26 protein-coding genes, 1 tRNA gene and 1 pseudogene are annotated in these 23,420 nt (G+C 64.1%); 10 read left to right on the forward strand and 18 right to left on the reverse strand.

Annotated elements, in window-relative coordinates; translation table 11 throughout:
- Positions 1-38 precede the first annotated feature (38 nt).
- Complete coding sequence (locus A5651_RS14435) at positions 39-341, reverse strand: hypothetical protein (RefSeq protein WP_066981753.1); 303 nt, start codon at positions 339-341, stop codon at positions 39-41.
- Positions 342-524: 183 nt separating this feature from the next.
- Here A5651_RS14435 and A5651_RS14440 point away from each other — a divergent pair, with 183 nt between their 5' ends.
- Positions 525-1,004, forward strand: a complete 480-nt coding sequence (locus tag A5651_RS14440) for a hypothetical protein (protein ID WP_156662915.1) — start codon at positions 525-527, stop codon at positions 1,002-1,004.
- A 73-nt stretch (positions 1,005-1,077) separates the two neighbouring features.
- Here A5651_RS14440 and A5651_RS14445 read toward each other — a convergent pair whose 3' ends face one another.
- Both A5651_RS14445 and A5651_RS14450 read right to left on the reverse strand, forming a co-directional pair.
- Entirely contained in the window at positions 1,078-1,929 is an 852-nt protein-coding gene (locus A5651_RS14445) for an SDR family oxidoreductase (protein ID WP_066981760.1), read from the reverse strand.
- Complete coding sequence (locus tag A5651_RS14450) at positions 1,926-3,443, reverse strand: NAD(P)/FAD-dependent oxidoreductase (protein WP_082943773.1); 1,518 nt, start codon at positions 3,441-3,443, stop codon at positions 1,926-1,928. The genes A5651_RS14445 and A5651_RS14450 overlap by 4 nt, the downstream gene beginning before the upstream one ends.
- A 423-nt stretch (positions 3,444-3,866) precedes the next feature.
- Between A5651_RS14450 and A5651_RS14455 the strand changes: the two genes are divergently transcribed.
- Positions 3,867-4,142, forward strand: a complete 276-nt coding sequence (locus A5651_RS14455; protein ID WP_066981763.1) for a DUF3303 domain-containing protein — start codon at positions 3,867-3,869, stop codon at positions 4,140-4,142.
- Between the two features lie 301 nt (positions 4,143-4,443).
- On the opposite strand, the gene A5651_RS14460 is transcribed toward A5651_RS14455, so the two are convergent.
- Positions 4,444-5,292, reverse strand: a complete 849-nt coding sequence (locus A5651_RS14460) for an alpha/beta fold hydrolase (protein ID WP_066981767.1) — start codon at positions 5,290-5,292, stop codon at positions 4,444-4,446.
- 80 nt (positions 5,293-5,372) lie between these two features.
- Here A5651_RS14460 and A5651_RS14465 point away from each other — a divergent pair, with 80 nt between their 5' ends.
- The gene (locus tag A5651_RS14465; RefSeq protein ID WP_066981771.1) at positions 5,373-6,884 is read left to right on the forward strand and encodes an adenylate/guanylate cyclase domain-containing protein; all 1,512 of its coding nucleotides are present in this window, start codon (positions 5,373-5,375) and stop codon (positions 6,882-6,884) included.
- 351 nt (positions 6,885-7,235) lie between these two features.
- Here the strand turns inward: A5651_RS14465 and A5651_RS24955 are convergent, their stop codons facing one another.
- A complete protein-coding gene (locus tag A5651_RS24955) occupies positions 7,236-7,688 on the reverse strand; it encodes a nitroreductase family deazaflavin-dependent oxidoreductase (RefSeq protein WP_082943774.1) in 453 nt (150 codons plus the stop codon).
- 299 nt (positions 7,689-7,987) lie between these two features.
- Here A5651_RS24955 and A5651_RS14470 point away from each other — a divergent pair, with 299 nt between their 5' ends.
- From A5651_RS14470 to A5651_RS14480, 3 genes are all read left to right on the forward strand, one after another.
- A complete protein-coding gene (locus A5651_RS14470; protein WP_066981814.1) occupies positions 7,988-8,911 on the forward strand; it encodes a TIGR03619 family F420-dependent LLM class oxidoreductase in 924 nt (307 codons plus the stop codon).
- Between the two features lie 142 nt (positions 8,912-9,053).
- Entirely contained in the window at positions 9,054-10,361 is a 1,308-nt protein-coding gene (locus tag A5651_RS14475; RefSeq protein ID WP_066981774.1) for an adenylate/guanylate cyclase domain-containing protein, read from the forward strand.
- Positions 10,362-10,538: 177 nt separating this feature from the next.
- Positions 10,539-11,327, forward strand: a complete 789-nt coding sequence (locus A5651_RS14480) for a 3-hydroxybutyrate dehydrogenase (RefSeq protein WP_066981777.1) — start codon at positions 10,539-10,541, stop codon at positions 11,325-11,327.
- On the opposite strand, the gene A5651_RS14485 is transcribed toward A5651_RS14480, so the two are convergent.
- The 3 genes from A5651_RS14485 to A5651_RS14490 form a co-directional block, all read right to left on the reverse strand.
- Positions 11,324-12,844 (reverse strand): adenylate/guanylate cyclase domain-containing protein, encoded by a 1,521-nt coding sequence (locus A5651_RS14485; protein ID WP_066981780.1) that lies wholly within the window; start codon positions 12,842-12,844, stop codon positions 11,324-11,326. The genes A5651_RS14480 and A5651_RS14485 overlap by 4 nt on opposite strands.
- Before the next feature lie 75 nt (positions 12,845-12,919).
- Positions 12,920-13,045 (reverse strand): hypothetical protein, encoded by a 126-nt coding sequence (locus A5651_RS26235; RefSeq protein WP_255361815.1) that lies wholly within the window; start codon positions 13,043-13,045, stop codon positions 12,920-12,922.
- 5 nt (positions 13,046-13,050) lie between these two features.
- Positions 13,051-13,491 carry a VOC family protein gene (locus tag A5651_RS14490; RefSeq protein WP_066981783.1) on the reverse strand — a complete coding sequence of 147 codons (441 nt, stop codon included), beginning with the start codon at positions 13,489-13,491 and terminating at the stop codon, positions 13,051-13,053.
- On the opposite strand from A5651_RS14490, the pseudogene A5651_RS26240 reads away from it, so the two are divergent.
- A pseudogene (locus tag A5651_RS26240) lies at positions 13,462-13,671 on the forward strand (site-specific integrase); the annotation flags it as partial. The gene A5651_RS14490 and the pseudogene A5651_RS26240 sit on opposite strands and share 30 nt — an antisense overlap.
- Here the strand turns inward: A5651_RS26240 and A5651_RS26245 are convergent.
- Entirely contained in the window at positions 13,612-13,797 is a 186-nt protein-coding gene (locus A5651_RS26245; protein WP_255361816.1) for a hypothetical protein, read from the reverse strand. The pseudogene A5651_RS26240 and the gene A5651_RS26245 overlap by 60 nt on opposite strands.
- Here A5651_RS26245 and A5651_RS26250 point away from each other — a divergent pair.
- Positions 13,787-13,990, forward strand: coding sequence for a tyrosine-type recombinase/integrase (locus tag A5651_RS26250; protein ID WP_066981786.1), 204 nt, complete (start codon positions 13,787-13,789; stop codon positions 13,988-13,990). The genes A5651_RS26245 and A5651_RS26250 overlap by 11 nt on opposite strands.
- Before the next feature lie 100 nt (positions 13,991-14,090).
- On the opposite strand, the gene A5651_RS14500 is transcribed toward A5651_RS26250, so the two are convergent.
- Positions 14,091-14,164, reverse strand: a tRNA-Pro gene (locus A5651_RS14500).
- Positions 14,165-14,253: 89 nt separating this feature from the next.
- On the opposite strand from A5651_RS14500, the gene A5651_RS14505 reads away from it, so the two are divergent.
- Positions 14,254-15,744 (forward strand): cryptochrome/photolyase family protein, encoded by a 1,491-nt coding sequence (locus A5651_RS14505; RefSeq protein WP_156662917.1) that lies wholly within the window; start codon positions 14,254-14,256, stop codon positions 15,742-15,744.
- On the opposite strand, the gene A5651_RS14510 is transcribed toward A5651_RS14505, so the two are convergent.
- The 7 genes from A5651_RS14510 to A5651_RS14540 all read right to left on the reverse strand — a co-directional run bounded on the left by A5651_RS14510 (position 15,741) and on the right by A5651_RS14540 (position 21,827).
- Positions 15,741-16,523, reverse strand: coding sequence for a sulfite exporter TauE/SafE family protein (locus tag A5651_RS14510; RefSeq protein WP_066981790.1), 783 nt, complete (start codon positions 16,521-16,523; stop codon positions 15,741-15,743). The genes A5651_RS14505 and A5651_RS14510 overlap by 4 nt on opposite strands.
- 9 nt (positions 16,524-16,532) lie before the next feature.
- Complete coding sequence (gene der / locus A5651_RS14515) at positions 16,533-17,951, reverse strand: ribosome biogenesis GTPase Der (protein ID WP_066981793.1); 1,419 nt, start codon at positions 17,949-17,951, stop codon at positions 16,533-16,535.
- Positions 17,948-18,634 (reverse strand): (d)CMP kinase, encoded by a 687-nt coding sequence (gene cmk / locus A5651_RS14520; RefSeq protein ID WP_066981796.1) that lies wholly within the window; start codon positions 18,632-18,634, stop codon positions 17,948-17,950. The genes der and cmk overlap by 4 nt, the downstream gene beginning before the upstream one ends.
- Positions 18,631-19,377 carry a pseudouridine synthase gene (locus A5651_RS14525; protein WP_066981799.1) on the reverse strand — a complete coding sequence of 249 codons (747 nt, stop codon included), beginning with the start codon at positions 19,375-19,377 and terminating at the stop codon, positions 18,631-18,633. Before A5651_RS14525 ends, cmk begins: the two co-directional genes overlap by 4 nt.
- Complete coding sequence (gene scpB, locus A5651_RS14530) at positions 19,377-20,009, reverse strand: SMC-Scp complex subunit ScpB (RefSeq protein ID WP_369803953.1); 633 nt, start codon at positions 20,007-20,009, stop codon at positions 19,377-19,379. The genes A5651_RS14525 and scpB overlap by 1 nt, the downstream gene beginning before the upstream one ends.
- Before the next feature lie 115 nt (positions 20,010-20,124).
- Complete coding sequence (locus A5651_RS14535) at positions 20,125-20,958, reverse strand: segregation/condensation protein A (protein ID WP_066981802.1); 834 nt, start codon at positions 20,956-20,958, stop codon at positions 20,125-20,127.
- Positions 20,955-21,827, reverse strand: coding sequence for a ParA family protein (locus tag A5651_RS14540; protein ID WP_066981805.1), 873 nt, complete (start codon positions 21,825-21,827; stop codon positions 20,955-20,957). The genes A5651_RS14535 and A5651_RS14540 overlap by 4 nt, the downstream gene beginning before the upstream one ends.
- A 141-nt stretch (positions 21,828-21,968) precedes the next feature.
- Here A5651_RS14540 and A5651_RS14545 point away from each other — a divergent pair, with 141 nt between their 5' ends.
- A complete protein-coding gene (locus A5651_RS14545; protein ID WP_066981808.1) occupies positions 21,969-22,721 on the forward strand; it encodes an O-methyltransferase in 753 nt (250 codons plus the stop codon).
- A gap of 9 nt (positions 22,722-22,730) precedes the next feature.
- Here the strand turns inward: A5651_RS14545 and A5651_RS14550 are convergent.
- The coding region (locus tag A5651_RS14550; protein WP_231988689.1) for a tyrosine recombinase at positions 22,731-23,420 on the reverse strand (690 nt) is incomplete at its 5' end.

Consider the following 23,420-nt stretch of genomic DNA (forward strand, 5'->3'; position numbering starts at 1 on the left):
ACCCCCTCCCCCCAGGGTGGCGGGCCGACTGATTGTGATCAGGGCTGAGTGAGGACGGGGAGGTTGCCCTTGATCACTGGTGCGCGCACCACGTTGCGCTTCGGCGCCGTGGTGACCACGATCTTGCCGCCGCGGCAGCTGACGATCTTGCCGTCGACGAAGACGTCCTGGCCGTCGTCGATCGGGATGGGATAGCCGTCGGCGTCGGTGTAGGTGCAGCCGCCGCCAGGTGTCGGCTCGTTGTCGACGGCGTGTGCGGTCGCAGGGGCGAGGAAGAGAATACCGAGTGCGCCGACGAGCGTTGCGGCGTACTTGATGCGAGTGGTGGGCGAAGCGTTCATGATGGGTCCTTCTGGTGATTTGGCGATGTAGGTGACGGAAGAAATACTCCGCAAACTACGACGCACCCGTAACCACTCCGAGGGCCAGAGTCCGCTACCGGCAAGCAAGAGTTTCCTGTCCGCCGGGTAAGTTTCCTTGTTTTGGGCATACTGCGATGACAGGGAGCAAACCGAAGGAGCCCAATGGGACTCAGGGGGGCGATTGCGGTGTCCGTCCTTGCGGGCGGCGTCACCGCAGCCACGTTGGCCGGTCCGGCGAACGCTACGGACGACATTACGCAAAACGCAGTCGGTACCTACGATGCCGCCTACCCGTGGGGGACGGTCACATGGGTGATCACCCCGTGCCAGGACGACATCCCTCAGTGTGTGCACGTCGCCGAGTACGGTGCTGGCGACACCGAGCGGAAATATCCCGGCTGGAGCGGGAACGCCTACTGGCAGGTTGGTTGGTGGATGGCCCTCGGAATCGAAACGCCGAACGCGCTCACATGTGAGAACGGCTCTACGCACAGCTTGCCGATGAATTACACCTGGGACGCGGCGACCAACCGCGGCCTTCGTTCCTATCGCGAACCCGGGATATGCACTGGCTCTGCCTACAGCGGCGCAAACAAGCTGACCTTGACCAAGGTCGGTCCTCCACCGCCAAATGCCGGTTGACGCAACGTGTTATGAAGGCTTCAAGCGGCTCGGACGAGACCAACCACGGAGTCGATTCGACGAGCGATTTCGCTCAGTCCGAGCCGAACGTGCGCTTCTCCCAGAAGCGCACAAATCGCGGATGTGCACGCGGAAGGAGGCGGACCAACAGGTCGACGCCTTTCGCGTCGTTCCCGACCAGGATTCGGCCCTTGTTGGCCTCGACCCCGTCGACGATGATGCGCGCAGCGCGGTCGGGCGGCATCTTGAGTAGCTTTTTGTTGTAGGCCTCGGCCCGTTGTCGCTGCGCCTCGGTGATCTCACGTCCTTCTCGCTCGGCGTCGGTCAATGCCGACGTGGCGATGTTCGTGGCGATGCCGCCCGGGTGCACGACGGTGACTTTCACCGGGAAGCCGGCGGCGAGCATCTCGGCCCGAAGCGATTCGGTGAATCCGCGGACGGCGAACTTGCTGGTGCAGTAGCCGCTCATGGACGCCTGCGCCATCAGGCCGTTCAACGACGAGATATTGACGACGTGGCCATCGCCCGACTCGATCAGATATGGCAGAAACTCCTTGGTGCCGTTGATGACTCCCCAGAGGTTGATGGCGAAGATCTTCTCGTAGGTCTCGTATTCGCAGTCGATCACCGGCACGGCGCCGCCTGCGACCCCGGCGTTGTTGTAGACCTCGTGGATCACTCCGTAATGCTCGGCAACCGACGACGCGTAGGTGCGCATGTCGTAGCGGTCACTGACGTCGAGCAGCTCCGAGTGCGGCTTGGCGCTCGTCGAGGCGATCGTTTCCGCCGTCTCCGACAGGCCGTCTTCGTTGATATCGGAGATCGCCAGACGCCTTCCGCGGCGCGCTAATTCGATGGCCAACGCCCGGCCGATGCCGGAGCCGGCGCCGGTGACGACAGCGACCTTGCTCTCATCGGATCTCATGCGTGCTCCGCGACGACTCGGGGGGATGTCTCATAGGCCTCGGTGTCGAAGCGCTTGGTGAGCTGACGGAATCGGAAGGTGAAGTCCGGCCACAAGGTGGTGTTGTTTCCGTGGGCGTCCAAATACCAACTCGCGCACCCGCCCGTCATCCATACCGAGTTGGCCAGCTTGCGCTGCAGCTCGTCGTTGTAGGCGTCCTGCACGTCTTGGCGGATTTCGACGCGTGCGAGGCCGTGCGTTGTCATGGTGTCGATGGCGTCGACGAGGTAGTTCAGTTGGGATTCGATCATGTAGACCATCGAGGTGTGGCCGAGCCCGGTGTTCGGGCCGACCAGCACGAATAAGTTCGGAAACCCGGCTACCGCGGTGCCCTTGTACGCGCGCATGCCCTTATCGGCGAAAGTCTCGCTGAGACTTCGTCCGTCGCTTCCGCAGATGACGTCGAACATCGGTGAGTCGGTGACATGGAATCCTGTCGCGACGACGATGGCGTCGACTTCCCGCGCGACGCCGTCCTCGGTAATGATGCTGTTGCCCTCGATTTCACGAATGCCCTCGGTGACGAGATCGACGTCGTCACGGTCGAGGGTGGGATACCAGTCGTTGGCGATGAGCATCCGCTTACACCCGATGCGGAAGTTCGGCGTGACCTTGCGCCGCAGCGCGGGATCCTTGATCTCAGTGCGGATCTTTGTGCGGGAAATCAGCTCGAACAGTTTCATCAGGCGCGGGTTTTTCGCGAGCCCGAGCACCTGCGTTTCGCGGGCGGCATAGATGCCGGCGCGGGCCAGCCACAGCACGCCGGGGATGTTGCGAAAGACCCACCGTTCTGCTCGGGTGAAGGGGCGGTCGAAGCGCGGCAGTAGCCACGGCGCCGTGCGCTGGTAGACGTCGATGTGCGCGGCGATATCGGCGATGGCCGGCACGATCTGGATGCCGGAGGCGCCCGTGCCGATCACCGCGACGCGCTTGCTGGTCAGGTCGGCGTTGTGGTTCCACTGCGCCGAGTGGAACATCTCGCCTCCGTAACCGTCGATGCCGGGGATGTCGGGAAGCGACGGTTCGGCCAGCGCACCGAACCCGCCGACCAGCACGTCGGCGGTCAGTGTTCCCTCGGTCGTCGATATCTCCCAGTGGCCCCGCTCCTCCTGCCACGCGGCCCTGGTGACGTCGCAATTGAAGAAGTGCCGGTCTAGGACACCGGCCTGCTTGGCGACGTCGCGGATGTAGTCCTCGATCTCGGACTGGCGAGAAAACGAGCGGGTCCAATTCGGATTCAGGGCAAAGGAGTACGAGTACAGATGCGACGGCACGTCGCAGGCCGCGCCGGGGTAGGAATTGTCGCGCCAGGTACCGCCCACGTCGTTGCCGCGTTCGAGGACGACGAAGTCGCGATGGCCCGCCTGATCCAACTTGACCGCCGCGCCCAGCCCGGAGAAGCCGCTGCCGACGATCGCGATACGGGTGTGGCGGGGAAGGCGCCGCGGCGATTGGGTCAGCGACGGATCGGTCACGGCGGCCTCCTTGTCGTCTCAAGCCGCTGGTGAGTACCCCGTTCAGCCAACATTCAGTCACGGCCGCCCGATGTGGGCTCGGACAACGGCCGACAGTTTGGTTTAGTCAGCGGCAGCCAGCCCGGTCAATGAAGCTAGAGGTTACTCTTCGACGACAGCGCGCATATCAGAATCCTCAAAGATATTGACCTTCAGGTAATTCGGCCGAAAGTAGCGACAAATTCAGACGTAGGCCGTACCAGTTTCGTTGCAGTGGCAAAGTATTCATTGCAGCTTAGCCGTTTCCGCAGTCGCATTGTCTTGGCGCTGCCATACTTCGGACGATCGCCGCGCCTCGTGTGCACATTGATTCTCTGCTGGGAGAACAGTTTCCACATGTTAATAGTTCCGCGGCGGTCAATTTTCATCGGGGAAGGAACAAACATGAAGTATCTGGTTCAATGGCATCTGTCGGAGCCCTCGTTGGTACGTCCCGCGGCCGAGCATTTCCTCAAAACAGGTGGTGCACCGCCGCAAGGCGCAACGCAAGTGGGTCGCTGGTTCGGCATGAACGGCAAGGGATGCGCAGTGATCGAGGCATCAGACCCGAAGCCGGTGTTCGAGATGGTTTCCGAGTGGCAGGAATACATGCACATTGAGGCCACTCCGGTACTGGAGGACGACGAAAGTGGCGCGGTCCTTGGCAAGGTATTCGGCTAGGCTTATTCAGTAAACGCGTCAACCACCCGTGCGGTGTCCACCCGCCGTCGGGCGCTGGTCTCTGCGCGGCTTAGTGGCGCGAATAGGGAAACTCACCCGAAAGCAATCAAGGTGGAAATCATGCCCGGGGACTTCTGCTAACGATGTCCCTACGTCGCACTGGTCGGGCTGACAGGATTTGAACTTGAACCCCAGTGTCATCTTCGACATCGGCACGCCGCGTGGGTGTTCTGTTTGCGTCACTACCGACAGCAGCGGGTGCAAGCCTTGATTCGTCCGCCTGTACCGCACAAATAGCGACTTACCTAATGGGGTGGGCGGCGAACCAGTCGAGCAGCAGATCTGCCACCGCGTCGGGTTGCTCGTCGAGCATCCAGTGCGTGCCGTGAAGTGTCTCGAAGCGGTACTCGCCGCTGACGTAGCGCCCGCAGTCGCGGGCAGCCTTACTCAGGAGTGCAGTGTCGCCGTCGCTCCATACATACATTGTCGGGACGGTGATCTTGTCGCCGACTTGGCGCGTGAACGACAGGGGCATCGCGCGGTACCAGTTGAGGGCGGCGGTGAGCACTCCGGGCTCAGCCATCGCGCGGGCATCGCGATCAGCGGCGTCGGGGCTTTGCTTGCCCGACGACTGCAACAACTTCGACATCATCTCCCCGGTTCGGCCGCTGCCGAGCAGAACCCGTTCCGAAATGCGGGGCAACTGGAAGAAGTACATGTACCACGACGCTAACGCTTGCCTGCTGGTTATCAGCGCCCGCAGGAAAGCGGCGGGGTGGGGAACAGACAACGTCGACAGCGACACCAGGCGGTCGGGGATCTCGGCCGCGACTCCCCACGCCACCACGCCACCCCAGTCATGCCCGACGAGGTGCACTCGCTGCGCGCCGCTGGCATCAATCAGCCCCCGGACGTCTTCCACTAGTTCGGGTACGCGGTAGTCGCGCCGCCGCGTCGGTCGTGCACCGGGCGAGTAGCCCCGCTGGTTAGGGGCCAGGCAGCGGTAGCCCTGTGCAGTGAGCCGGGCGATCACCGCGTTCCAACTCGTGTTGAACTGCGGGAAGCCGTGCAACAACACCACAACCGGCCCATCAGGTGGCCCCTCATCCATGACATCGAACACAAGCTCACCGCGACGGTATTGCTCCATGCCGCTTAGAATCCCGCATTACCGATCGGTCCGGGCGCATATCGCATTGACCACCAGTCTGATGCGTTTAGCCTCCCGACATGGATCGCATCTGGCAGTGGGCATGGGATCGGTACGGGCCGAGGTATTCGTGGGCGATAAGCGTGGTTTTGTTGGCCATCACTATGCCGGGCTGGCTAGCTATATCGATTTTCGTCGTCGCTTGGGAAAGGTCGGATCACTACATCGAGGCGACAGCTGTGACCGTCGTCGGCGTTGCGGTCTTTTTGGCCACGGTTTGCCTCCCTGGTTGGAGGCAGATGCGCCTCGTGGAGCGTTGGGCATCTGGCGTGGAGGTCGATCGGATACACGCCCTGGAAACCACTTACGCCTTGGCGCGCCGGATGGTTTCTCGTTGGATCTTTTTAAGCGCGATCTGGCCTTCCATCCTGGTGGTTGTTGTCGCTGCTGTTTCCGGCGCAACCGGGTCGCGGCTGGTTCAGTACGCAATGCTGGGCGCAGTCCTCGGATTCGCGATTTCATTGATTGGTCCGCATAGCGTGTTGGAAGCGGCGCTACGGCCAGTTCGGCTCGACTTGAGCGGTGGCACGGCAATAGGTGACTCCTTGCCGCGGTCCCGCCCGACGTTTGCCGCCTGGTCGAACCTATCCATGATCGCGGCGATCTTTGCTTTCGCACTGTGGGCTGCGATGATCGCGGGCGCGCTGGATCTCGCTCGGCATGGTCCCTGGACTGCCGTGGCGATCGCCGCGGCATTGACTCTCGCCTTCGCGGTGCCGATCACTGTCGGAACCGCATTCTCACCGTCCCTGCAGCCCGTTCGTGATCTCGCCGAGGGAACAAAGCGTGTTGCGGCGGGTGACTACAGCCAACGTCTACCGGTGGTACAAGACGACGACCTCGGTGCGCTGGCGGCGTCCTTCAACCGGATGCAGGCCGGTTTGGCTGAGCGGCAACGACTTCAGGCAGCGTTCGGCACCTACGTCGACCCCGTCCTCGCGACCAAACTCCTCGAACAGGGCGACGACGTGTTCACCGGTGAGCGTCGCGCGGTGACGGTGATGTTTGTCGACATTCGCGACTTCACGCCGTTCGCCGAGGCCAACCCTGCCGAGGATGTCGTTGCTCGGCTCAACGCCTTGTTCGAGATCGTCGTCCCAGCCGTCGTCGATGCCGGTGGACATGTGAACAAGTTCCTTGGAGACGGCGCGCTGGCGGTCTTCGGCGCTCCCAATGACCTTGCGGATCACGCCGATGCCGCGCTCGATGCCGCCGTCCTGATCCAGCGTCTCGTGGTTGAGCGGTTCGAGGGCACACTGCGCATCGGGATCGGCATCAACACCGGCACGGTGATCGCGGGCACTATCGGCGGGGGCGGCAAGCTGGAGTTCACGCTGATTGGTGACGCTGTCAATGTCGCTGCTCGTGTCGAGCAGTTGACCAAGACCACGGGGGACGGAACTCTTCTCACCCAGCAGTGCGTCGATGCCCTGACATCTCGCCCAGCAGGACTCCGTGACCGTGGTCCCCACGTTCTGAAGGGCAAGTCAGACGCTGTACATGTTTTCGGTCTAGAGATGAGCAATTTTTAAGGTCGCGGATGTCGCTTGGGGGACCCGGCGGTCAGGTGGTGACCTTTTCTGTTCACCGCCATGGAGGGGTCGGCTCGTGGGTGGGGGCCCGATGCCGAGGGCATGCGGCTGGCATTGGCCGCGCATGACGACGTAGGTCGACGAGGTCGTACGCACCGATGGGTAGGTCGGCGGGGGCGAATACTTCGGCGTCGACGACGACGCGCTCCGTCGAGCCGCGGGTGATCGGTTCGCTGCTTTCGGACGACACCCAGCCGTAGACCTTGTGCGCTGTTCCCGGCTGGTCCCGGCGGAGTGTGGGTGCGCGTGGTTCCGCCGTACCCGTCGATGGACTCGGAGCGGCGCTCGGCCTCAGCTCCTAGGCGTCAACGCGATAACCGGGATTGGGCGGGATGTTCTGCTCTGGTAGTTCCGGTATCGGTTTGAGTTGTTCTTGTTGACTATTTCCCATAAGCGGGCGTAATCGGAATCGTCAGGCAGGACGGGTGTCGCAGTGACGGCAATACGTTTGCGACCGACGTTAATTTCGGCCTCGGGCTTAGCCTTCAGATTGTGGTACCAGCCGGGCGCCCGCGGATCACCACCTTTCGATGCGACGACCAGATAGCGGCCGCTGTCTCGGGCGTAGGTAAGCGAGTTGGTTCGTTGCTGTCCCGTCTTAGCTCCGACGGTGTGAAGTAGCAGGCTAGGTGGCGCGCCGGGTATGCGATGGCCGATTCGCCCATTGGTTCCTTTGTAAATCCTGTCGTGCAAATTGAGCAGCGGCATTCCTACCCGTCGCTCGAGCCACAGCGAGATGTCCATCCGGTCAGTCTCGCATCTGACTACGCGGTAGTGAACTCGCATGAATGGTTTGGGTACACAGTTTGGGTACGGCATAAAATTAGGCCGCTCCCGAGTCTCGGAAACGGCTTTCACCTGCGTCGGGCTGACAGGATTTGAACCTGCGACCACTTGACCCCCAGTGTCGTCAAGGGGTGAATGGCGTCGCGGGCGTCAGGCGATCGGCCCCGCCGGGCTGCGGGAACCATACGTCCATGCGCTTGGAGTTCGATTTGGTTGGTATGGCCCGCGCCGCGTACTGCCCCGAGATGATGGTGGCCATGAAGTTCGCATTCAATATGCCGCACATGATGGAGCTACAAGCGCTAACCCAACCATGGGAGTTCAGCGTCACCGGTGCCGATCAAGTGATCATGGCCAAACGCGCCGAAGAACTGGGCTACGACATGCTCGCTGTACCAGAGCACTTCATCGTTCCCCACTCGCATGTGGACTTGTCGGGACCGCACTACTTCCACTCCACCGTCGCGCAGGCCTACTTTGCGGGAGCCACGACATCTATTCCGGTGAACTCCTGTGTCACGCTGCTGCCGCTGCAGCATCCGGTCATCATGGCGAAAGCGTTGGCGACTGCCGATTGGATGAGCAGCGGTCGCATCATGTGCACCTTCGGCGTCGGATGGGACGAGGAAGAGTTCAAGATCCTCGGCGTCCCGTTCCATGAACGCGGGCGGATCGCCGATGAGTATCTCGCCGCCATCATCGAACTGTGGACCAACGAGACGCCCAGCTTCGACGGGAGGTATGTGTCGTTCGACAAGGTCTCCTTTGCGCCCAAACCGGTTCAAAAGCCCCATCCGCCAATCTGGATTGGCGGCGATGCAGAAGCGCAACTCAAACGGGCGGCGCGGTTCGCGTCCGGTTGGTTCCCCTTCCTCACCCAGCCCGAAGACTTCCCCGCCAAGATCGATTTCATCAAGTCTCAACCGGAATACGATGGCGGCCCATTCGAAGTGTGCTACGGAATGGGTACCTCGCTGGTCGGTGAGGGCCACGTAGTGGTCGACGATCCGACCCAGCGGCCCGGCATGACGGCGACGGAGATCATTGACCGGCTTGGCCGGTTCGCCGAGTTGGGAGTGACGATGTCATCGGTGCCCATCCCGCCGGTGAACGACATGAATGCCTACCTCGATTACGCACAATGGGTGATCGAGGAGATCAAGCCGAAGGTGCCTTCATGATTGCGTGGTGACCTCGGGGTGGTCTTCGAGACCGGCTCAAACTTGTCTGTTCCGGCGCGCCGGTGCCGCCCAACCTGGTAATCCTCCCCTGAGCTCTGCCTGACACGACGATCTGACGTGCGCTTCGGCTTACACTTCCGCCGTGTTCTCGGAAACGCGGTATGCGATGAACGGGGACTTGCGCGTCGCCTACCGCACGTCACCGGAGGGGCCCCGGGACATAGTGTTTGTTTGCCCGCAGTTCACAAACTGTGAGGGCTTTCCCGAGCTGCCGTATATCCAAGGTTGGGTTGAGGCGATGACATCGCTTGGTCGACTCATCTACTTCGATCAGCCCGGCTTGGGGGTGTCCGATTACACCGCGTTGCCGACCTTGGAGCTGCGAGCCGACAGCATCACGGCGGTCCTGGACGATCTCGAAAGCACTGAAGCGGTCCTCGTCGCGGTCGGCGGTACATTCCCGGAAGCGGCGCTGTTCGCAGCGACATACCCGTCACGGACGAACGCGCTAATCGTTCTTGACGGCTTCGCGGACCCTCTTGCCCGACGCACTCAAGGAGTGACCCTCGAAGAGGCCGTCACTGCCTATTCCGCCATGTGGGGCACCGGCGAGTTCCATCACCTATCCAATCCGGACATGCCATGGAACGAGGAAATCCGCGCGACCTGGGCACGGCACGAACGTCTGGCGGCAAGCCCAGGCACTATCGCCCTCATGACGTCTTACATGGCCGAGTTAAATGTGCGACCTCTACTTCCGGCAATCCGCGTGCCCACCCTCGTCGTCCAGCACGCCAACGACTCGGTCGTTCCGCCCGAGTGGGGCAGGTACATCGCTGATCACATATCAGGAGCGAAATACGTTGAGCTGCCGGGCCGCAACATGTATCACTTCGTCGAGCCATGGCGCGAGTCGTATAAACAGATCGCCGAGTTTCTGACCGGCCATCAGGCCGATGTAGCCGACGATCGGGTTCTCGCCACAGTGCTATTCACCGACATCGTCGATTCCACGCGACAAGCCGCAGAGATGGGCGACCGCGACTGGCATGCGCTACTTGATGCCCACGACGCCGTCGTCCGCGCACAACTCAACCGATTTCGGGGCCGTGAGGTGAACAGCACAGGCGATGGTTTCCTTGCGATGTTCGACGGTCCTCAGCGAGCGATCCGCTGCGCCTTGGCGATCCGTGATGCGGTGCAAGCATTGGGCATCCAAGTGCGGGCCGGGCTGCACACCGGTGAGTGTGAGGTTCGTGGTGATGACATCGGCGGGATCGCCGTTCACATCGGTGCGCGCGTGAGCGCCTTGGCAGGGCCGAATGAGGTGTTGGTATCGAGCACACTGCGTGATCTGGTGATCGGGTCAGGGCTTGAGTTTGAGGATCGTGGCGCTCACGCACTGAAGGGTGTGCCCGGCGAGTGGATGCTATTCGGCGTCGCGTCGTAGCTACCGGTTCAGTCAGCGCCGAAGACGGCCAGCGCTCCATCGCCGAGGAACGTCGTGACATGTCCGCCCGGCGTCGACGGCCTCCCGGCGGGTCATCGATCGAGATTCTGACGGTGAAAGCCCGATCGCCCCTGCTGCTCATCGGGCTATGGTTGCTGCGTACGGACGGGGGTCGTCATGGGACGAGGTGTGCTCGCCGAACGAACTGCGATCGTCACAGGTGCTGGCAGCGGGATCGGGGCGTCCATCGCCGAAGAACTCGGTGGTGCGGGTGCACATGTGCTTGTTCAGGATTTAATTGCTGAGGCCGCAGGAGCGGTCGCCGACGGCATTCGAACCGCTGGCGGCAGCGCGGAGTCGGCAGGCGGGGATGTGAGCGTCCCCGACGATGTCTCCGCAATGGTTCAGCGCCTCATGGAGTCTCACGGACGCATTGACATCCTTGTCAATAACGCCGGTGTCCAACATGTCGCACCGGTTGAGCAGTTTCCGCTTGAACAGTGGAATCGGTTGCTCGGTGTGATGTTGACCGGTTCGTTCCTGTTGATCAAGGCCGCCGTGCCGGAGATGCGCCGCAACGGCTGGGGCCGCATCATCAATATCTCATCGGTCAATGGAAAGAGAGGCGACCCCGGAAAGGCCGCCTACTGTTCGGCGAAGCACGGCGTGATAGGTCTGACTCGCGTCATAGCGTTGGAAACGGCGACCGATGGGATCACGGTCAACGCGGTCTGTCCAGGCTTGATTGACACGCCCTTCATCCAGAATCAGCTCGCGGGCTTGGCCACGATGCACGGGTTCACCACCGATGAGGCGCTAGAAAATATCTATCTTCCCCTCGTGCCGCAGAAGCGGATGCTGGACGCGAGTGAAGTGGCAGCGATGGTTCGATACCTCGCATCAGAGGACGGACGCGGCATCACTGGACAAGCTATCAATGTCTCGGCGGGTTGGGTCATGCACTAAGCCGACGGAAGTCCCTCGACGTCGAAACCGAAGACCTGCACCTCGGCTGACTTCCCTTTCAGCGCATGCGATCCGCGATCCACGAGACCGGGTGGACACGACGCCAGCGCATCGACAGTCTGCTCGGTGAGAAGGATCGCGTCGCCGGTAGTTCTGGTGAGCTGCTCGACGCGGGCGGCGACGTTGACGGCATCGCCGATCAAGGTGAACTCGAGTTTGCTTGCGCCGCCGATGGTTCCAGCGATCACCTTACCGGTGTTGATACCGATGCCGATGCGCAGCTCGTCTTTGAATCGTCCGGCAACGATGCGCTGGATTTCGACGGCTGCGGCCACTGCCGCGTCGGCGTGATCCGCGACGTCGTTCGGGGCGCCGAACACCGCCAAGGCACCATCGCCAAGAAACTTGTTGACGTGCCCACCCGCATCAACGACAGCAGGCACCACGATTTCAAACAGCGCGTTGAGGCGGGCGACGGTGTCCTCGGCGGTGTGGGCTTCGGCGAAGGGAGTGAAGTCGCGGATGTCAACGAACATCACGGTCACCTCGCGGCGCTCCCCGGTGAAGACGTGGTCGCCCTGCTCAAGCAGTCGCGCCGCAAGGGCGGGGTCGACGTAGGTTCCGAACGCCGCCTGCAGTCGTTGCCGCTCAGCCAAACCCGCTTGCATCCTATTGAACGATGCCGCGAGTGCGCCGAGGTCGTCGTCCTGAACTACCGGCAGGCGGCGACTGTAGTCACCCGCCGCGACTCGTTCGGTTCCTTCTGCGAGGTCGCGAATGGGTCGCAGGGACGGTGAAAACACAGCGCCGACGGTGATCGGCACCGCGAAGAAAAGCGCCAACGTACACCCGATCACGATGGAAAGAACCGGGTTCTCTCTGCCCCGATCGATGACGGCGTCCAGCCACGCGCCCGCGACAGCGAACGCGCCCGCGACCGCGACCATGGTCACGCTTGACCAGGCGGCGAAGGTCGGGCGCGAGCGGGGCAGGGAGTCACCGAGGCCAGTGTCACCGGCGAGGGCCGCCCGCACTGGCCGCATCGCTCCTTCAATGAAACTGTGAAAACCGATCAGCATCAAAACAGTTCCAGTAGCGGCGCCCATGATCCCGAACTGGACTAGCCGCGACCCGCCCGCCCCGGCGATCGCACCGACAACTACAAGCAGCATGGCTGCGAAAACGGCGTTGCAAGCCACCCCTCGGACAACCGTCGTCCGAGAATAGGTGTAGGTGGCGTTCAGTGCGTTGGCCGGATCGACCTCGCGGCTGGCTGCCCACTGCTCCGCAAGGCGGCTGCCGCCCAGGCCGGGAAGAATCATCGCGTACGCCACGACCAGCACGGCGGCAACCGTTACGGCGGCTGCCTCGACGTAGCGACCGGAACTTTCGAAGGCGACAACGACGAAGGCCGTCAAGACATATTGCGGCAGCATTACGGAGAACGTGATCGCGTAAATCACCCACGAATACCTAGCCCCGTACCGATCCCACGCCCACTGCCAGATGCGATCCATGCCCGGATTAGACGTCCTTCGCGCTCCACTCGCAGCAATACGGGCAGAGCAGTGCGTAAGCCGGGTCGACCCGGGTCAGCCGAGGTTCATATGTATCAGCTCAATCTGGACACCGTCTGGGTCGACGAAGTCAAACACGACACCGAGGTCACCGGCGACCGCGCGGATGTCGGAATGCGAACATGGCACTGGTCGATCCACTCCGCTCAATCCTGCAAGGACGCCCTTGAGTCCACCTGCAGAGCGAGATGATCCAACCCAGTATGAGCCGGATCGAACTGCTCACCGGGATTCGTCGGGTGCTGACACAGATCAAGGATGTTGCCCCCGAGCAGCAAGATCGCCATCCGACCGGAGAAGCGCCGGTCGGGTTCACTTGCATCAGCAATCAACAGCGTTGCCCCGAGGATGTCGCAGTAGAACCGAACACTGCGCTCGATGTCTGTGATCGACAATCCGAGGTGGTGCAATCCCTGTAGCTGCGGAGGCGTGGAGGTTTTCGCCACGTCGCTGATCATGCCACCAGCAATCCATCGTCGGCTGATGACTACGACCCTGCTGGCCCTGAAGCGCAACACCCCGCCGCTGACGAGCTGGTCTTGGTCGCCGGTATCGGCATGCGGCGAGGTGAGGCCCTTGCCCTGCACTGGTCTGACGTCGACCTGAAGGCTCGCACCGTGGCCGTGCGCGGCACGCTCGGGCGCGTCGGCGGTGACCTGACCATTACCGAACCCAAGACCAAACGGTCTCGGCGGTGCATCCCGCTGTCAGTTCCTCTGGTCGCCATGCTGCGGGCGCACCGCGCCGAGCAGGACACCGAGCGCCTGGCGGCTGGGGACCAGTGGCGCGACCATGATCTTGTATTCGCCACCGAGCTGGGAACCCCGGTCGACCCCGCGCAACATCCTGCGGACGGTCCAGATCGCTGCGCAGAAGGCAGGCATGGCCGACATCGGTGTTCATACCCTGCGGCACAGTACGGCGGTGGCCTGGTTGGAGTCAGGCGTGCACATCAAGGCGTGCGCCGACCTGCTCGGACATTCGTCGATCGCGGTGCCCGGTGACATCTACGGGCACACGTCCGACACGACAGCGCGATCGGTGGTCGACGGGCTGGCCGACCAGCTGGGCATTCTCGACATCTGAGGTGCCGTTGCTATCCGCGTCGCTATCCAGGTCTTAGCTGCGCAATCAAGGCGGCCCCCGGGATTGTTCCGAAACCGCCTCTGATCTGCTCGAATCTTAGTCGGGCTGACAGGATTTGAACCTGCGACCACTTGACCCCCAGTCAAGTGCGCTACCAAACTGCGCCACAGCCCGGTGCCGTCGGATGCGACCGCCAGCAGCACGTGAGCCTACCCCAGCAGGCCGTCACAATCCCAACCGCTTCCAGCGGGTACCTCCGTGTCATGACAGCCCGTGATGACACCCCGCTGTGGCTCTTCGCCGACCAACTAGGGCCGGCCACCCACGCCGGCGAACATGCTCACCGAGAGGTGCTGCTCGTAGAGGCCACCTCAGCGCTGCGCAAGCGTCCCTACCACCGGCAGAAGCTTCACCTCGTCCTGTCGGCTCTGCGCCATGCCGATCGCGACCTCGGCGACCGGGCCACCTTGCTGCGAACGGACACCTACACCCAAGCCCTCGAGCGCTTCGGCCGCCCCGTCCTTGTCCACGAGCCGACGTCTCACGCCGCCGAGCGTTTCGTCCATCGGCTCAAGGAAAGAGGTCTGGTCGCAGACGTCCTGCCCACACCGACCTTCGCGCTACCACGCAAGGATTTCGCCGAGTGGGCCGGGAACCGTACACGGTTTCGCATGGAGGACTTCTACCGCGACCAGCGCCGGCGCTTCGACGTGTTGATGAACGGCGCAGACCCTGTGGGCAATCGATGGAACTACGACGAGGAGAATCGGGAGCCACCGCCGAGAAAGCAAGCGACGCTGCAGGTTGCGGGACCGTACAAGCCCCGCGAAGACGATATCGATGAACAAGTCCGCCACGATCTCGACCGCATGCAGTTACCCCACGTCGTCGGGCGCGACGGCCCTAGACTCTTTGCCGTCACACCGGCCGAAGCTCAACTGGCTCTGAACCGCTTCATTCAGCATCGCCTGCCGACGTTCGGCCGCTACGAAGACGCCATCATGGGCCAGGACTGGGCGATGTCGCACTCGCTGCTGTCCGTCCCGCTGAATCTCGGGGTGCTGCATCCGCTCGACGCCGTCGAGGCCGCCGAAACGGCCTACCGCCGAGACGGCGCGCCGCTGGCGGCGGCCGAAGGCTTCATCCGGCAGATCCTCGGTTGGCGGGAGTACATGTGGCACCTCTATTGGCACTTCGGGCCGGCCTACGTGCGCAACAACGAGCTCGGCGCCCACGCCAAGCTGCCGCAGTGGTGGCGCGACCTGGACGCCGACGCCGTCACCGCCGAGTGTCTGCGCCGGGCCCTCCAAGGCGTGCGCGACCGCGGGTGGACCCACCACATTCAGCGACTCATGGTCCTTGGTAATCACGCCCTACAACGCGGCTACTGCCCCGCCGAGCTGACGGAGTGGTTCGCCACCGCCTTCGTTGACGGATTCCGATGGGTGATGCCGACGAATGTGGTCGGCATGAGCCAACACGCCGACGGCGGCAGGTTAGCCACCAAGCCCTATGCATCGGGCGGGGCCTACATCAACAAGATGAGCGACCACTGCGGTGACTGCGCCTATGACCCAAAGAAGCGTCTGGGAGACGACGCCTGCCCGTTCACTGCGGGATATTGGGCGTTCGTGCATCGCCATAAGGACCGGCTGGCCAGAAACAACCGCACCAGAAGGGCGGTCTCCTCCATGGAGCGACTCAAGGACCTCGACGCCGTCCTCGAACAGGAGTCGTCGCGCCGCAATTTCTAGATCGTCAACAGCCGATACAGCCCGATCAGCCCAACCACGACGATGAACCCCCGCAGGGCATTCGGCGACAGCCTCCGACCGTAGTGCGCGCCGAGGAACCCGCCGATCAGCGAACCCAGCGCGATCAAACCCGCCGCCGGCCAGCTGATCCTGTCGAACGCAACCGTCATATAGGCAACGGCGGCAACAACATTGACGATCAAAGCGAGCAGGTTCTTGGCGGCGTTCATCCGCTGCACATCCTCGGGCAGCAAGGCGCCCATCACACCCATCAGCAGAATCCCCTGCGCCGCGGTGAAGTACCCGCCGTAGACGCCGACAGCGAAGGTCCCGAACACCAACGCCGCCATCCGGGCCCGAGAAACCTTGTCGGGCGACTGACCCGCCGCCTCTGCCCTCCTGCGCGCCCAGTCCTGAATCTTCGGCCCGAGCACTACCAGGATCAGCGCCGCGATCAAGAGCACCGGCACCACTTCGGTGAACACTTTCTCGGGCAGGTGTAGAAGCAACCACGCCCCGATCAGGGCACCGATGAACGACCCGGGCACCTGCCAGCGGAGCCGGCGCCACTGGCCGCGCAACTCCCGCCGATATCCCCAGGTGCCCGAGACCCCGCCGGCGATCAACCCAATCGCGTTCGACATCGTCGAGACCACCGGCGGATAGCCCAGCGCCACCAGCGTCGGGAACGTGACGAGCGTGCCCGAGCCGACGAGGCTGTTGATGGCTCCCGCCGCGCCGCCCGCCAACACGATGAGGATCATGTCGACGACGGGCACCCTGCCAACCTATCGAGGCCGAGCGCCCCTCTTTTCCCGCACCCGCACGTTGATGCGGACGGGGCTGCCCTCGAAACCGAACGTCTCCCGCAACCGCCGCTCCAGGAAACGGCGATACCCGGCCTCCAGGAAGCCGGTGGTGAACAACACGAACGTCGGCGGCCGCGTTGCCGCCTGGGTGGCGAACAGGATGCGGGGCTGTTTACCGCCGCGCACCGGCGGCGGTGTGGCCGCCACCACTTCCTTGAGGAACGTGTTGAGCCTGCCGGTAGAGATCCGGGTTTCCCACGACTCCAACGCCGTATCCAGCGCGGGCACCAGCTTCTGCACCGCCCGCCCCGTCTTCGCCGAGATGTTCACCCGCGGCGCCCACTGCACCTGCGCAAGCTCTCGCTCGATCTCCCGTGCCAAGTCGTAGCGCCGGTCCTCGTCGACCAGGTCCCACTTGTTGAACGCCAGCACCAACGCCCGTCCCGCTTCGATCACCATCGACAGGATCCGCTGATCCTGCTCGGTCAGCGACTGCGAGGCATCGATCAACACGATGACCACCTCGGCCGCATCGATAGCACCGTGGGTGCGCACCGATGCATAGAACTCATGCCCGCTGGCCTGGCCGACCTTCCGGCGCAACCCCGCCGTGTCGACGAAACGCCATGTGCGGCCGCCCAATTCAATCAGTGAATCCACCGGATCGACGGTGGTGCCTGCCTGGTCGTGCACCACAGCGCGCTCATCCCCGGCAAGCTTGTTCAGCAGCGAGCTCTTGCCGACGTTTGGCTTCCCCACCAACGCCACCCGCCGCGGGCCGCCCCCGCGCGCGCCGGCCTCCGACACCGCCGGCAGCGCCTCGACGACGCGATCGAGCAGGTCAGCCACACCGCGTCCGTGCATCGCGCTGATCGGATGCGGCTCCCCCATTCCCAGCGACCACAGCGCCGCCGCGTCGGCCTCGCCACGCTCACTGTCCACCTTGTTGGCGGCCAGGAACACGGGCTTGCCGGATCTGCGCAGGATCCGCGCCGCCGCCTCGTCCGCCGCCGTCGCGCCAACGACCGCATCCACCACGAGGATGATCGCGTCCGCCGTCCGCATCGCCACCGACGCCTGCTCGGCCACCAGCTGCTGCAGGCCTTTCGCATCGGGTTCCCACCCGCCGGTGTCCTGGATCATGAACCGGCGCCCCACCCAGCTCGCGTCATAGGAGACGCGATCGCGCGTCACACCGGGAACGTCCTGCACCACCGCTTCCCGGCGACCGAGGATGCGGTTGACGAGCGTCGACTTGCCGACGTTCGGACGTCCGACCACGGCGACAACCGGAGGCGGACCGGCGTCCTCGGCGACACCTTCGCCATCGATATCGGAATCGAAATCGACTAGTTCCCAATCGCTTTCGTCAGTCCAAGTACCATCGCTGTCCGTCATCGCGACGCACCCGCACGCTGCCTGACGAGCTCCACCAGATGATCGACGACCTCGGATTCGGTCATGTTGCTGGTGTCAACGACCACCGCGTCATCGGCCGCCCGCAGCGGCGACACCGCACGGGTCGAATCGAGGTGGTCGCGGCGCTTCACATCGGCCAGCACTGCGTCGTAGTCGCCGGGCAGGCCGTTGGCGAGGTTCTGCTCGTTGCGCCGCCGCGCCCGCTCCTCGGCCGACGCCGTCAGGAATATCTTCACGTCCGCCCCAGGAAGCACCACCGTGCCGATATCGCGGCCCTCCACCACCACGCTGCCTGGGCCCTCGGCAAGCTCGCGTTGGAGTCCCACCAAACGGGCCCGAACGGCAGGCACCGCCGACACCGCCGAGACCGCTTTCGTCACCGCGTCGCCCCGGATTTCGCTCGAGACGTCTTCGGCGTCAAGATATGCGCGGTCCTCGTCCGGGTCGTAGCCCACCGACAGGGGAACCTCGGCGGCCGCCTGCTCGACGGCCGGCGTGTCGCCAAGGTCGGCACCGGTTCTCAGGACCGCCAACGTGACGATGCGGTACATCGCGCCGGTGTCTAGATACCGCGCACCGAGTGCCCGCGCCAAACCCCGTGATACCGAAGACTTTCCCGTTCCCGCGGGCCCGTCGACCGCGATCACGACAGACTCGTTCAAAGCCCGACCGCCTTGTACAACGCGCCGATTTCGCTGCGGTTGAGCACGCGGATGCTGCCGGGCCGCTGATCGCCCAGGGCTACCGCACCGATGTCGGTGCGCACCAGTTCCTGCACCGGGAACCCGACTTCAGCGAGCATTCTGCGGACGATGCGCTTGCGGCCTTCATGCAGCACGACACGCACCATCGTCTTGCCGGGCACCGCGTCGACCACCGCGAAGTCGTCAACGCGAGCGGGACCGTCGTCGAGCTCGACTCCGTCGCGCAGTTTGCGGCCCAGACCGCGGGGTACGGTGCCAACCACCGTCGCGAGATAGGTCTTGGGTACCTCGAACGACGGATGCATCAGCCGGTGGGCCAACTCGCCGTCGTTGGTGAGCAGCATCAGGCCTTCGGTATCGGCATCGAGGCGGCCGACGTGAAACAGCTTCTTGTTTCCGCGAACTCGATGTTCGACCAGATCCCCGATGCAAGGCCGGCCGCGGTCGTCGGACATCGTTGAGTGCATTCCTCGCGGCTTGTTCACCGCCAGGTACACCAGGGTGTCATCGAGCATCACCCTCGCGCCGTCGACCCGGATCACCGACACGGCCGGGTCCACCCGGGTGCCGAGTTCCGTGACCACCTTGCCGTCGACGTCGACCCGGCCGTCGACGATCATCTTCTCCGCCACACGCCGCGACGCAATTCCGGCCTGCGACAACACTTTCTGCAGCCGCACGCCCTCTTGGGGATCAGCCATCAGTCTTTGTCCACGTCGAAGGACATCGGCTGCTCGCCGCGCGGTGGCTGGGTTCCCAGCTTCGCGAACCGCGGTTCCTCGTCCAGGGTTTCGCTCAAGTCGTCGATGACGTCGACATCGGGCAGCAGCGGCGCGATGTCGGGAAGGTCGGCGAGTGAGGACAACCCGAGCCGCTCGAGGAACAGCTCCGTCGTTGCGAATGTCGTTGCGCCCGTGTCGCCGTCGATACCGGCCTCGGTGATCAGCCCCCGGGCGAGCAGCGTCCGAATCACCGCGTCCACGTTGACGCCACGCACCGCGCTGACCCGCGCGCGCGTCACGGGTTGGCGGTAGGCGACCACCGCGAGGGTCTCCAACGCCGCACGGGTCAGCTTTGTGCGGGCACCGTCGAGTAGCAGTCGTTCCACGTAGGGCGCGTAGCGGGCTCGGGTGTACATTCGCCACCCGCCGCCCGCCTCGCGCAGATCGATGCCGCTCTCTCGTGCGGTCAGCTCCTCGGCCAGTGCGGCCAGCTTGGCCGCGACTCGGTAGGCCGGCTGCTCGATCGCGGCCGCCAGCGCGTCGACAGTCACCGGGGTGTCCACCACCAGCAGCAAGGCTTCGAGCACGGCCCTGAGTTCGGCGTCGTCCATCTCGGGCGGCTCGGCGACATCGATGCCCAGATGTTCGAGGTCGTCTCCGCTGACATCGTCGGACAGGCCGTTCAGTGACGCGGGACGGTCGTCGTCACTCGGTTCGGTGTATTCGTCAGTCATCGTTTGGCTCTTCTACCGGCTCGGCGGCGTCGGTCTCTTCGCTGGATGGCCGGTCGCCGGTCCACGAAATCTGCAGTACACCAAGCGGTTCTGCTTGGTCGAATGCTACCGCCCGGGCTCGATACAGTTCGAGCAGCGCCAGGAAGCGGCCCACGATCAAGATCGGTTCGCGACAGTCGGCCACCAGCTCAGAGAAGGTGGCCCACTGGCCCTGGCCTCGGCTTTGCAGCTCGGCAAGCAGCTGTTCTGCCTGTTCGGGCACCGACACGATGAGCTCGTGCAGGTGTTCGGTGCCCACCGTCGGCACCGGACGTGGGGTGAACGCGCTGGCCGCGATCTCGGCGAACAGCTGCGCGTCGACGCCGAGCATCACCTCGGGCAGCAGGTCGGAGTAGCGGTCCTCCAGCGACACCGCCCGCGGATAACTGCGCAGGGCGGCCGCCTCGAGTTCGGCGAACATCTCCGCGACGTGCTTGAACGCGCGGTACTGCAACAGCCGCGCGAACAGGAGATCGCGCACCTCCAGCAGGGCCAGGTCTTCTTCGTCGTGGATCTCCCCCGACGGCAGTAGACGCGCGGCCTTGAGGTCGAGCAGGGTGGCGGCGATCACCAGGAAGGCGGTGGTCTCGTCGAGTTCGAGTTGCGGGCCGACAGCCTTGGTGTAGGCGATGAAGTCGTCGGTCACCTGATGCAGGGCCACCTCGGTGACGTCGAGGCGGTGGGCGAAGATCAGCTGCAGCAGCAGATCGAACGGGCCCTCGAAGTTGGTCAGCCGAACCAGGAAGCCCGTCTGCTGCGACTCTTCCGGCTGCGTCTCCGTGTTCACGAACCGAACCGGTCGATGACCTCTCGGGCCAACGATCGATATGCCAGGGCTCCACCGGATTTCGGCGCCCATGTCGTGATGGGCTCGCCGGCGACACTGGTCTCCGGGAAGCGCACCGTACGGGTGATCACGGTGTCGAACACCAGATCACCGAACCTCTCGAGCACGCGGGCCATCACTTCGCGCGCGTTGACGGTGCGCGGGTCATAACGGGTTATCAGGATGCCACTGATCGCCAGCCGGGGATTCAGCCGGTCGTGGACCTTGTCGACCGTGTCGGTCAACAACGCCAACCCGCGCAACGAGAAGTACTCGCATTCGGTCGGGATGATGACGCCGTCCGAGCAGGCCAGACCGTTGACGGTGAGCAGGCCCAGCGACGGCTGGCAGTCGATCAGCACGTAGTCGTAGCGGTCCAGCACCGGGTGCAGGGCGCGCGCCAGTGACTGCTCCCTGCCCACCTCGTTGACCAGCTGGATCTCCGCCGCCGACAGATCGATATTGCTGGGCACCAGGTCCAAGTTCTTGACCCGCGTGTGGATCAGCACGTCGTCGATGGAGACTCGCGGCTCGACAAGCAGGTTGTGCACGGTGTGTTCGAGTTCGTAGTGCGGCACGCCGAGCCCCGCCGAAAGGGCACCTTGGGGGTCCAGGTCCACCAGCAACACCCGGCGGCCGTATTCGGCCAGGCTGGCGCCCAGGTTGATGGTGGAGGTGGTCTTGCCGACGCCACCCTTCTGGTTGCACATCGCGATGACCTTGGCCGGCCCGTGCACGGTCTTGGGTCTGGGCTCGGGGATCGGCCGCGCGGGGCGTCCCGTCAGCCCCGTCTGTGCCGGCGGGTCGGCTGGGCTGCCCTCGTCAGACATCGGCCCCACCGTCAGCGGTTTGACAACCCGGGGCCATAGCGAACATCCGGGCAAGTTTAACGGCCACGCCCGGCCTGGGCAGGCAGACCCGCGGGCAACTTGAAACCCATTCAGCTGTGCAATTCACCTAGGCTGCTGCACATGAATTTGAAGCGGCGGCTGCCGTTCCTTCGGTTGTCGATGTGGCGTTTCGGCCTGGGCATGCGCAGCTTCATCACCACCGGCCAGATCGGCGACGGGCGCGAGGAGGCGTGCGCCGCGTACGTGGAAGCCAACGCCCGGCGCGGCGACCTCGACAGCGTGATCGACGCCGTCGACGAATTCGCCGGTGAGAAGTCGATGCTGCCCAACGTCGGTGACGAGAAGGGCGAGCTGCTCGACGCCGCGGTGCGCCGCGCCGACCCGAAGCTGGTGCTGGAGCTGGGCACCTACTGTGGGTACAGCGCCATGCGGATCGCCAGGGCCGCGCCCGGGGCCAAGGTCATCTCCGTCGAATTCGCCGCCGCCAACGCCGCCATTGCGCGCCGCATCTGGGAGCACGCAGGCGTCGCCGACCGCATCACCTGCGTCGTCGGCACCATTGGCGACGGCGGTAAGACGCTCGATGCCCTGGCCGGTGAGAACGGAGTCGGCGCGGCCACGGTCGATCTCGTGTTCATCGACCACGAGAAGAGCGTTTATCTCACGGATCTGCAGAGCATCCTCGACCGCGGCTGGCTGCATCGCGGCAGCATCGTCGTCGCCGACAACGTCCTTGTGCCGGGCGCGCCGAAGTACCGCGCCTACATGCGTGAGCAGCAGGGCAAGCTGTGGGACACCGTCGAGCACAAGACACACGTCGAGTATCAGTCGCTGGTTCCCGACCTGGTGCTGGAGTCGGAGTATCTCGGCTGATAGTCGCCGCTAGCGCGCTCGGGGGTGCGCGCCGGCCCACACCTCCCGAAGCGCGTGCACGGTGACCAGGGTGTAGATCTGGGTGGTGGTGACCGAGGCGTGGCCGAGCAATTCCTGCACGACGCGCACATCTGCACCACCGTCGAGAAGGTGGGTGGCGAACGAGTGCCGCAGGGTGTGCGGCGACACTGCTGCGGTGATGCCGGCCCGCTCGGCGGCGTCCTGCAGCACTTGCCATGCGCTCTGCCGGGACAGCCGTCCCCCGCGCGCGTTGAGGAAGATGGCGGGTGTTCCCTTGCCGCGCCGAGCCAGGTCGGGCCTGCCCCGCACAAAATAGGCGTCGAGCGCGGCGACGGCGGGACGCCCGATCGGCACCAGACGCTGCTTTCCGCCCTTGCCCCGCAACAACACTGAGCGTGCATGCGTGTCGATGTCGTCGATGTCGAGACCGACCGCCTCCGAAATCCGCGCGCCTGTGGAATACAGCAGTTCGAGCAGGGCCCGGTTGCGCAGGGTCAGCGGACTGTCGGCCTCGCTGTCGCCGCCAGCACCCTCGAGCAGCGCCAGCACCTCGTCGATGGTCAGGCTCTTCGGTAGCCGCCGGCTCGGCGTCGGCGGTTTGACGGCGCGGGCGCTGATCGCGGTGCGCGGACTGCACCGCTTCGCGGCGGCCGAAGGAGTCACCGATCTCGACGTGGC

The organism is Mycobacterium sp. 1274761.0, from assembly GCF_001668615.1.
In the GTDB taxonomy this organism is placed as follows: Bacteria; Actinomycetota; Actinomycetes; order Mycobacteriales; family Mycobacteriaceae; genus Mycobacterium.

Excerpts from the sequence above, each read along its gene's own strand:
- A5651_RS24955 (WP_082943774.1), bottom strand. The coding sequence starts at position 7,688 with ATGGACATCTCGCTGTGGCTCGAGCGACGGGTAGGAATGCCGCTGCTC.
- A5651_RS14525 (WP_066981799.1), bottom strand. The coding sequence starts at position 19,377 with ATGGCTGATCCCCAAGAGGGCGTGCGGCTGCAGAAAGTGTTGTCGCAG.
- A5651_RS14445 (WP_066981760.1), bottom strand. The coding sequence starts at position 1,929 with ATGAGATCCGATGAGAGCAAGGTCGCTGTCGTCACCGGCGCCGGCTCC.
- der (WP_066981793.1), bottom strand. The coding sequence starts at position 17,951 with ATGACGGACAGCGATGGTACTTGGACTGACGAAAGCGATTGGGAACTA.
- A5651_RS14440 (WP_156662915.1), top strand. The coding sequence starts at position 525 with ATGGGACTCAGGGGGGCGATTGCGGTGTCCGTCCTTGCGGGCGGCGTC.
- A5651_RS14435 (WP_066981753.1), bottom strand. The coding sequence starts at position 341 with ATGAACGCTTCGCCCACCACTCGCATCAAGTACGCCGCAACGCTCGTC.
- scpB (WP_369803953.1), bottom strand. The coding sequence starts at position 20,009 with ATGGACGACGCCGAACTCAGGGCCGTGCTCGAAGCCTTGCTGCTGGTG.
- A5651_RS14470 (WP_066981814.1), top strand. The coding sequence starts at position 7,988 with ATGAAGTTCGCATTCAATATGCCGCACATGATGGAGCTACAAGCGCTA.
- A5651_RS14460 (WP_066981767.1), bottom strand. The coding sequence starts at position 5,292 with ATGGAGCAATACCGTCGCGGTGAGCTTGTGTTCGATGTCATGGATGAG.
- A5651_RS14485 (WP_066981780.1), bottom strand. The coding sequence starts at position 12,844 with ATGGATCGCATCTGGCAGTGGGCGTGGGATCGGTACGGGGCTAGGTAT.
- A5651_RS14545 (WP_066981808.1), top strand. The coding sequence starts at position 21,969 with ATGAATTTGAAGCGGCGGCTGCCGTTCCTTCGGTTGTCGATGTGGCGT.
- A5651_RS14455 (WP_066981763.1), top strand. The coding sequence starts at position 3,867 with ATGAAGTATCTGGTTCAATGGCATCTGTCGGAGCCCTCGTTGGTACGT.
- A5651_RS14540 (WP_066981805.1), bottom strand. The coding sequence starts at position 21,827 with ATGTCTGACGAGGGCAGCCCAGCCGACCCGCCGGCACAGACGGGGCTG.
- A5651_RS14505 (WP_156662917.1), top strand. The coding sequence starts at position 14,254 with ATGACAGCCCGTGATGACACCCCGCTGTGGCTCTTCGCCGACCAACTA.
- A5651_RS26245 (WP_255361816.1), bottom strand. The coding sequence starts at position 13,797 with ATGTCGGCCATGCCTGCCTTCTGCGCAGCGATCTGGACCGTCCGCAGG.
- A5651_RS14465 (WP_066981771.1), top strand. The coding sequence starts at position 5,373 with ATGGATCGCATCTGGCAGTGGGCATGGGATCGGTACGGGCCGAGGTAT.
- A5651_RS14480 (WP_066981777.1), top strand. The coding sequence starts at position 10,539 with ATGGGACGAGGTGTGCTCGCCGAACGAACTGCGATCGTCACAGGTGCT.
- A5651_RS26250 (WP_066981786.1), top strand. The coding sequence starts at position 13,787 with ATGGCCGACATCGGTGTTCATACCCTGCGGCACAGTACGGCGGTGGCC.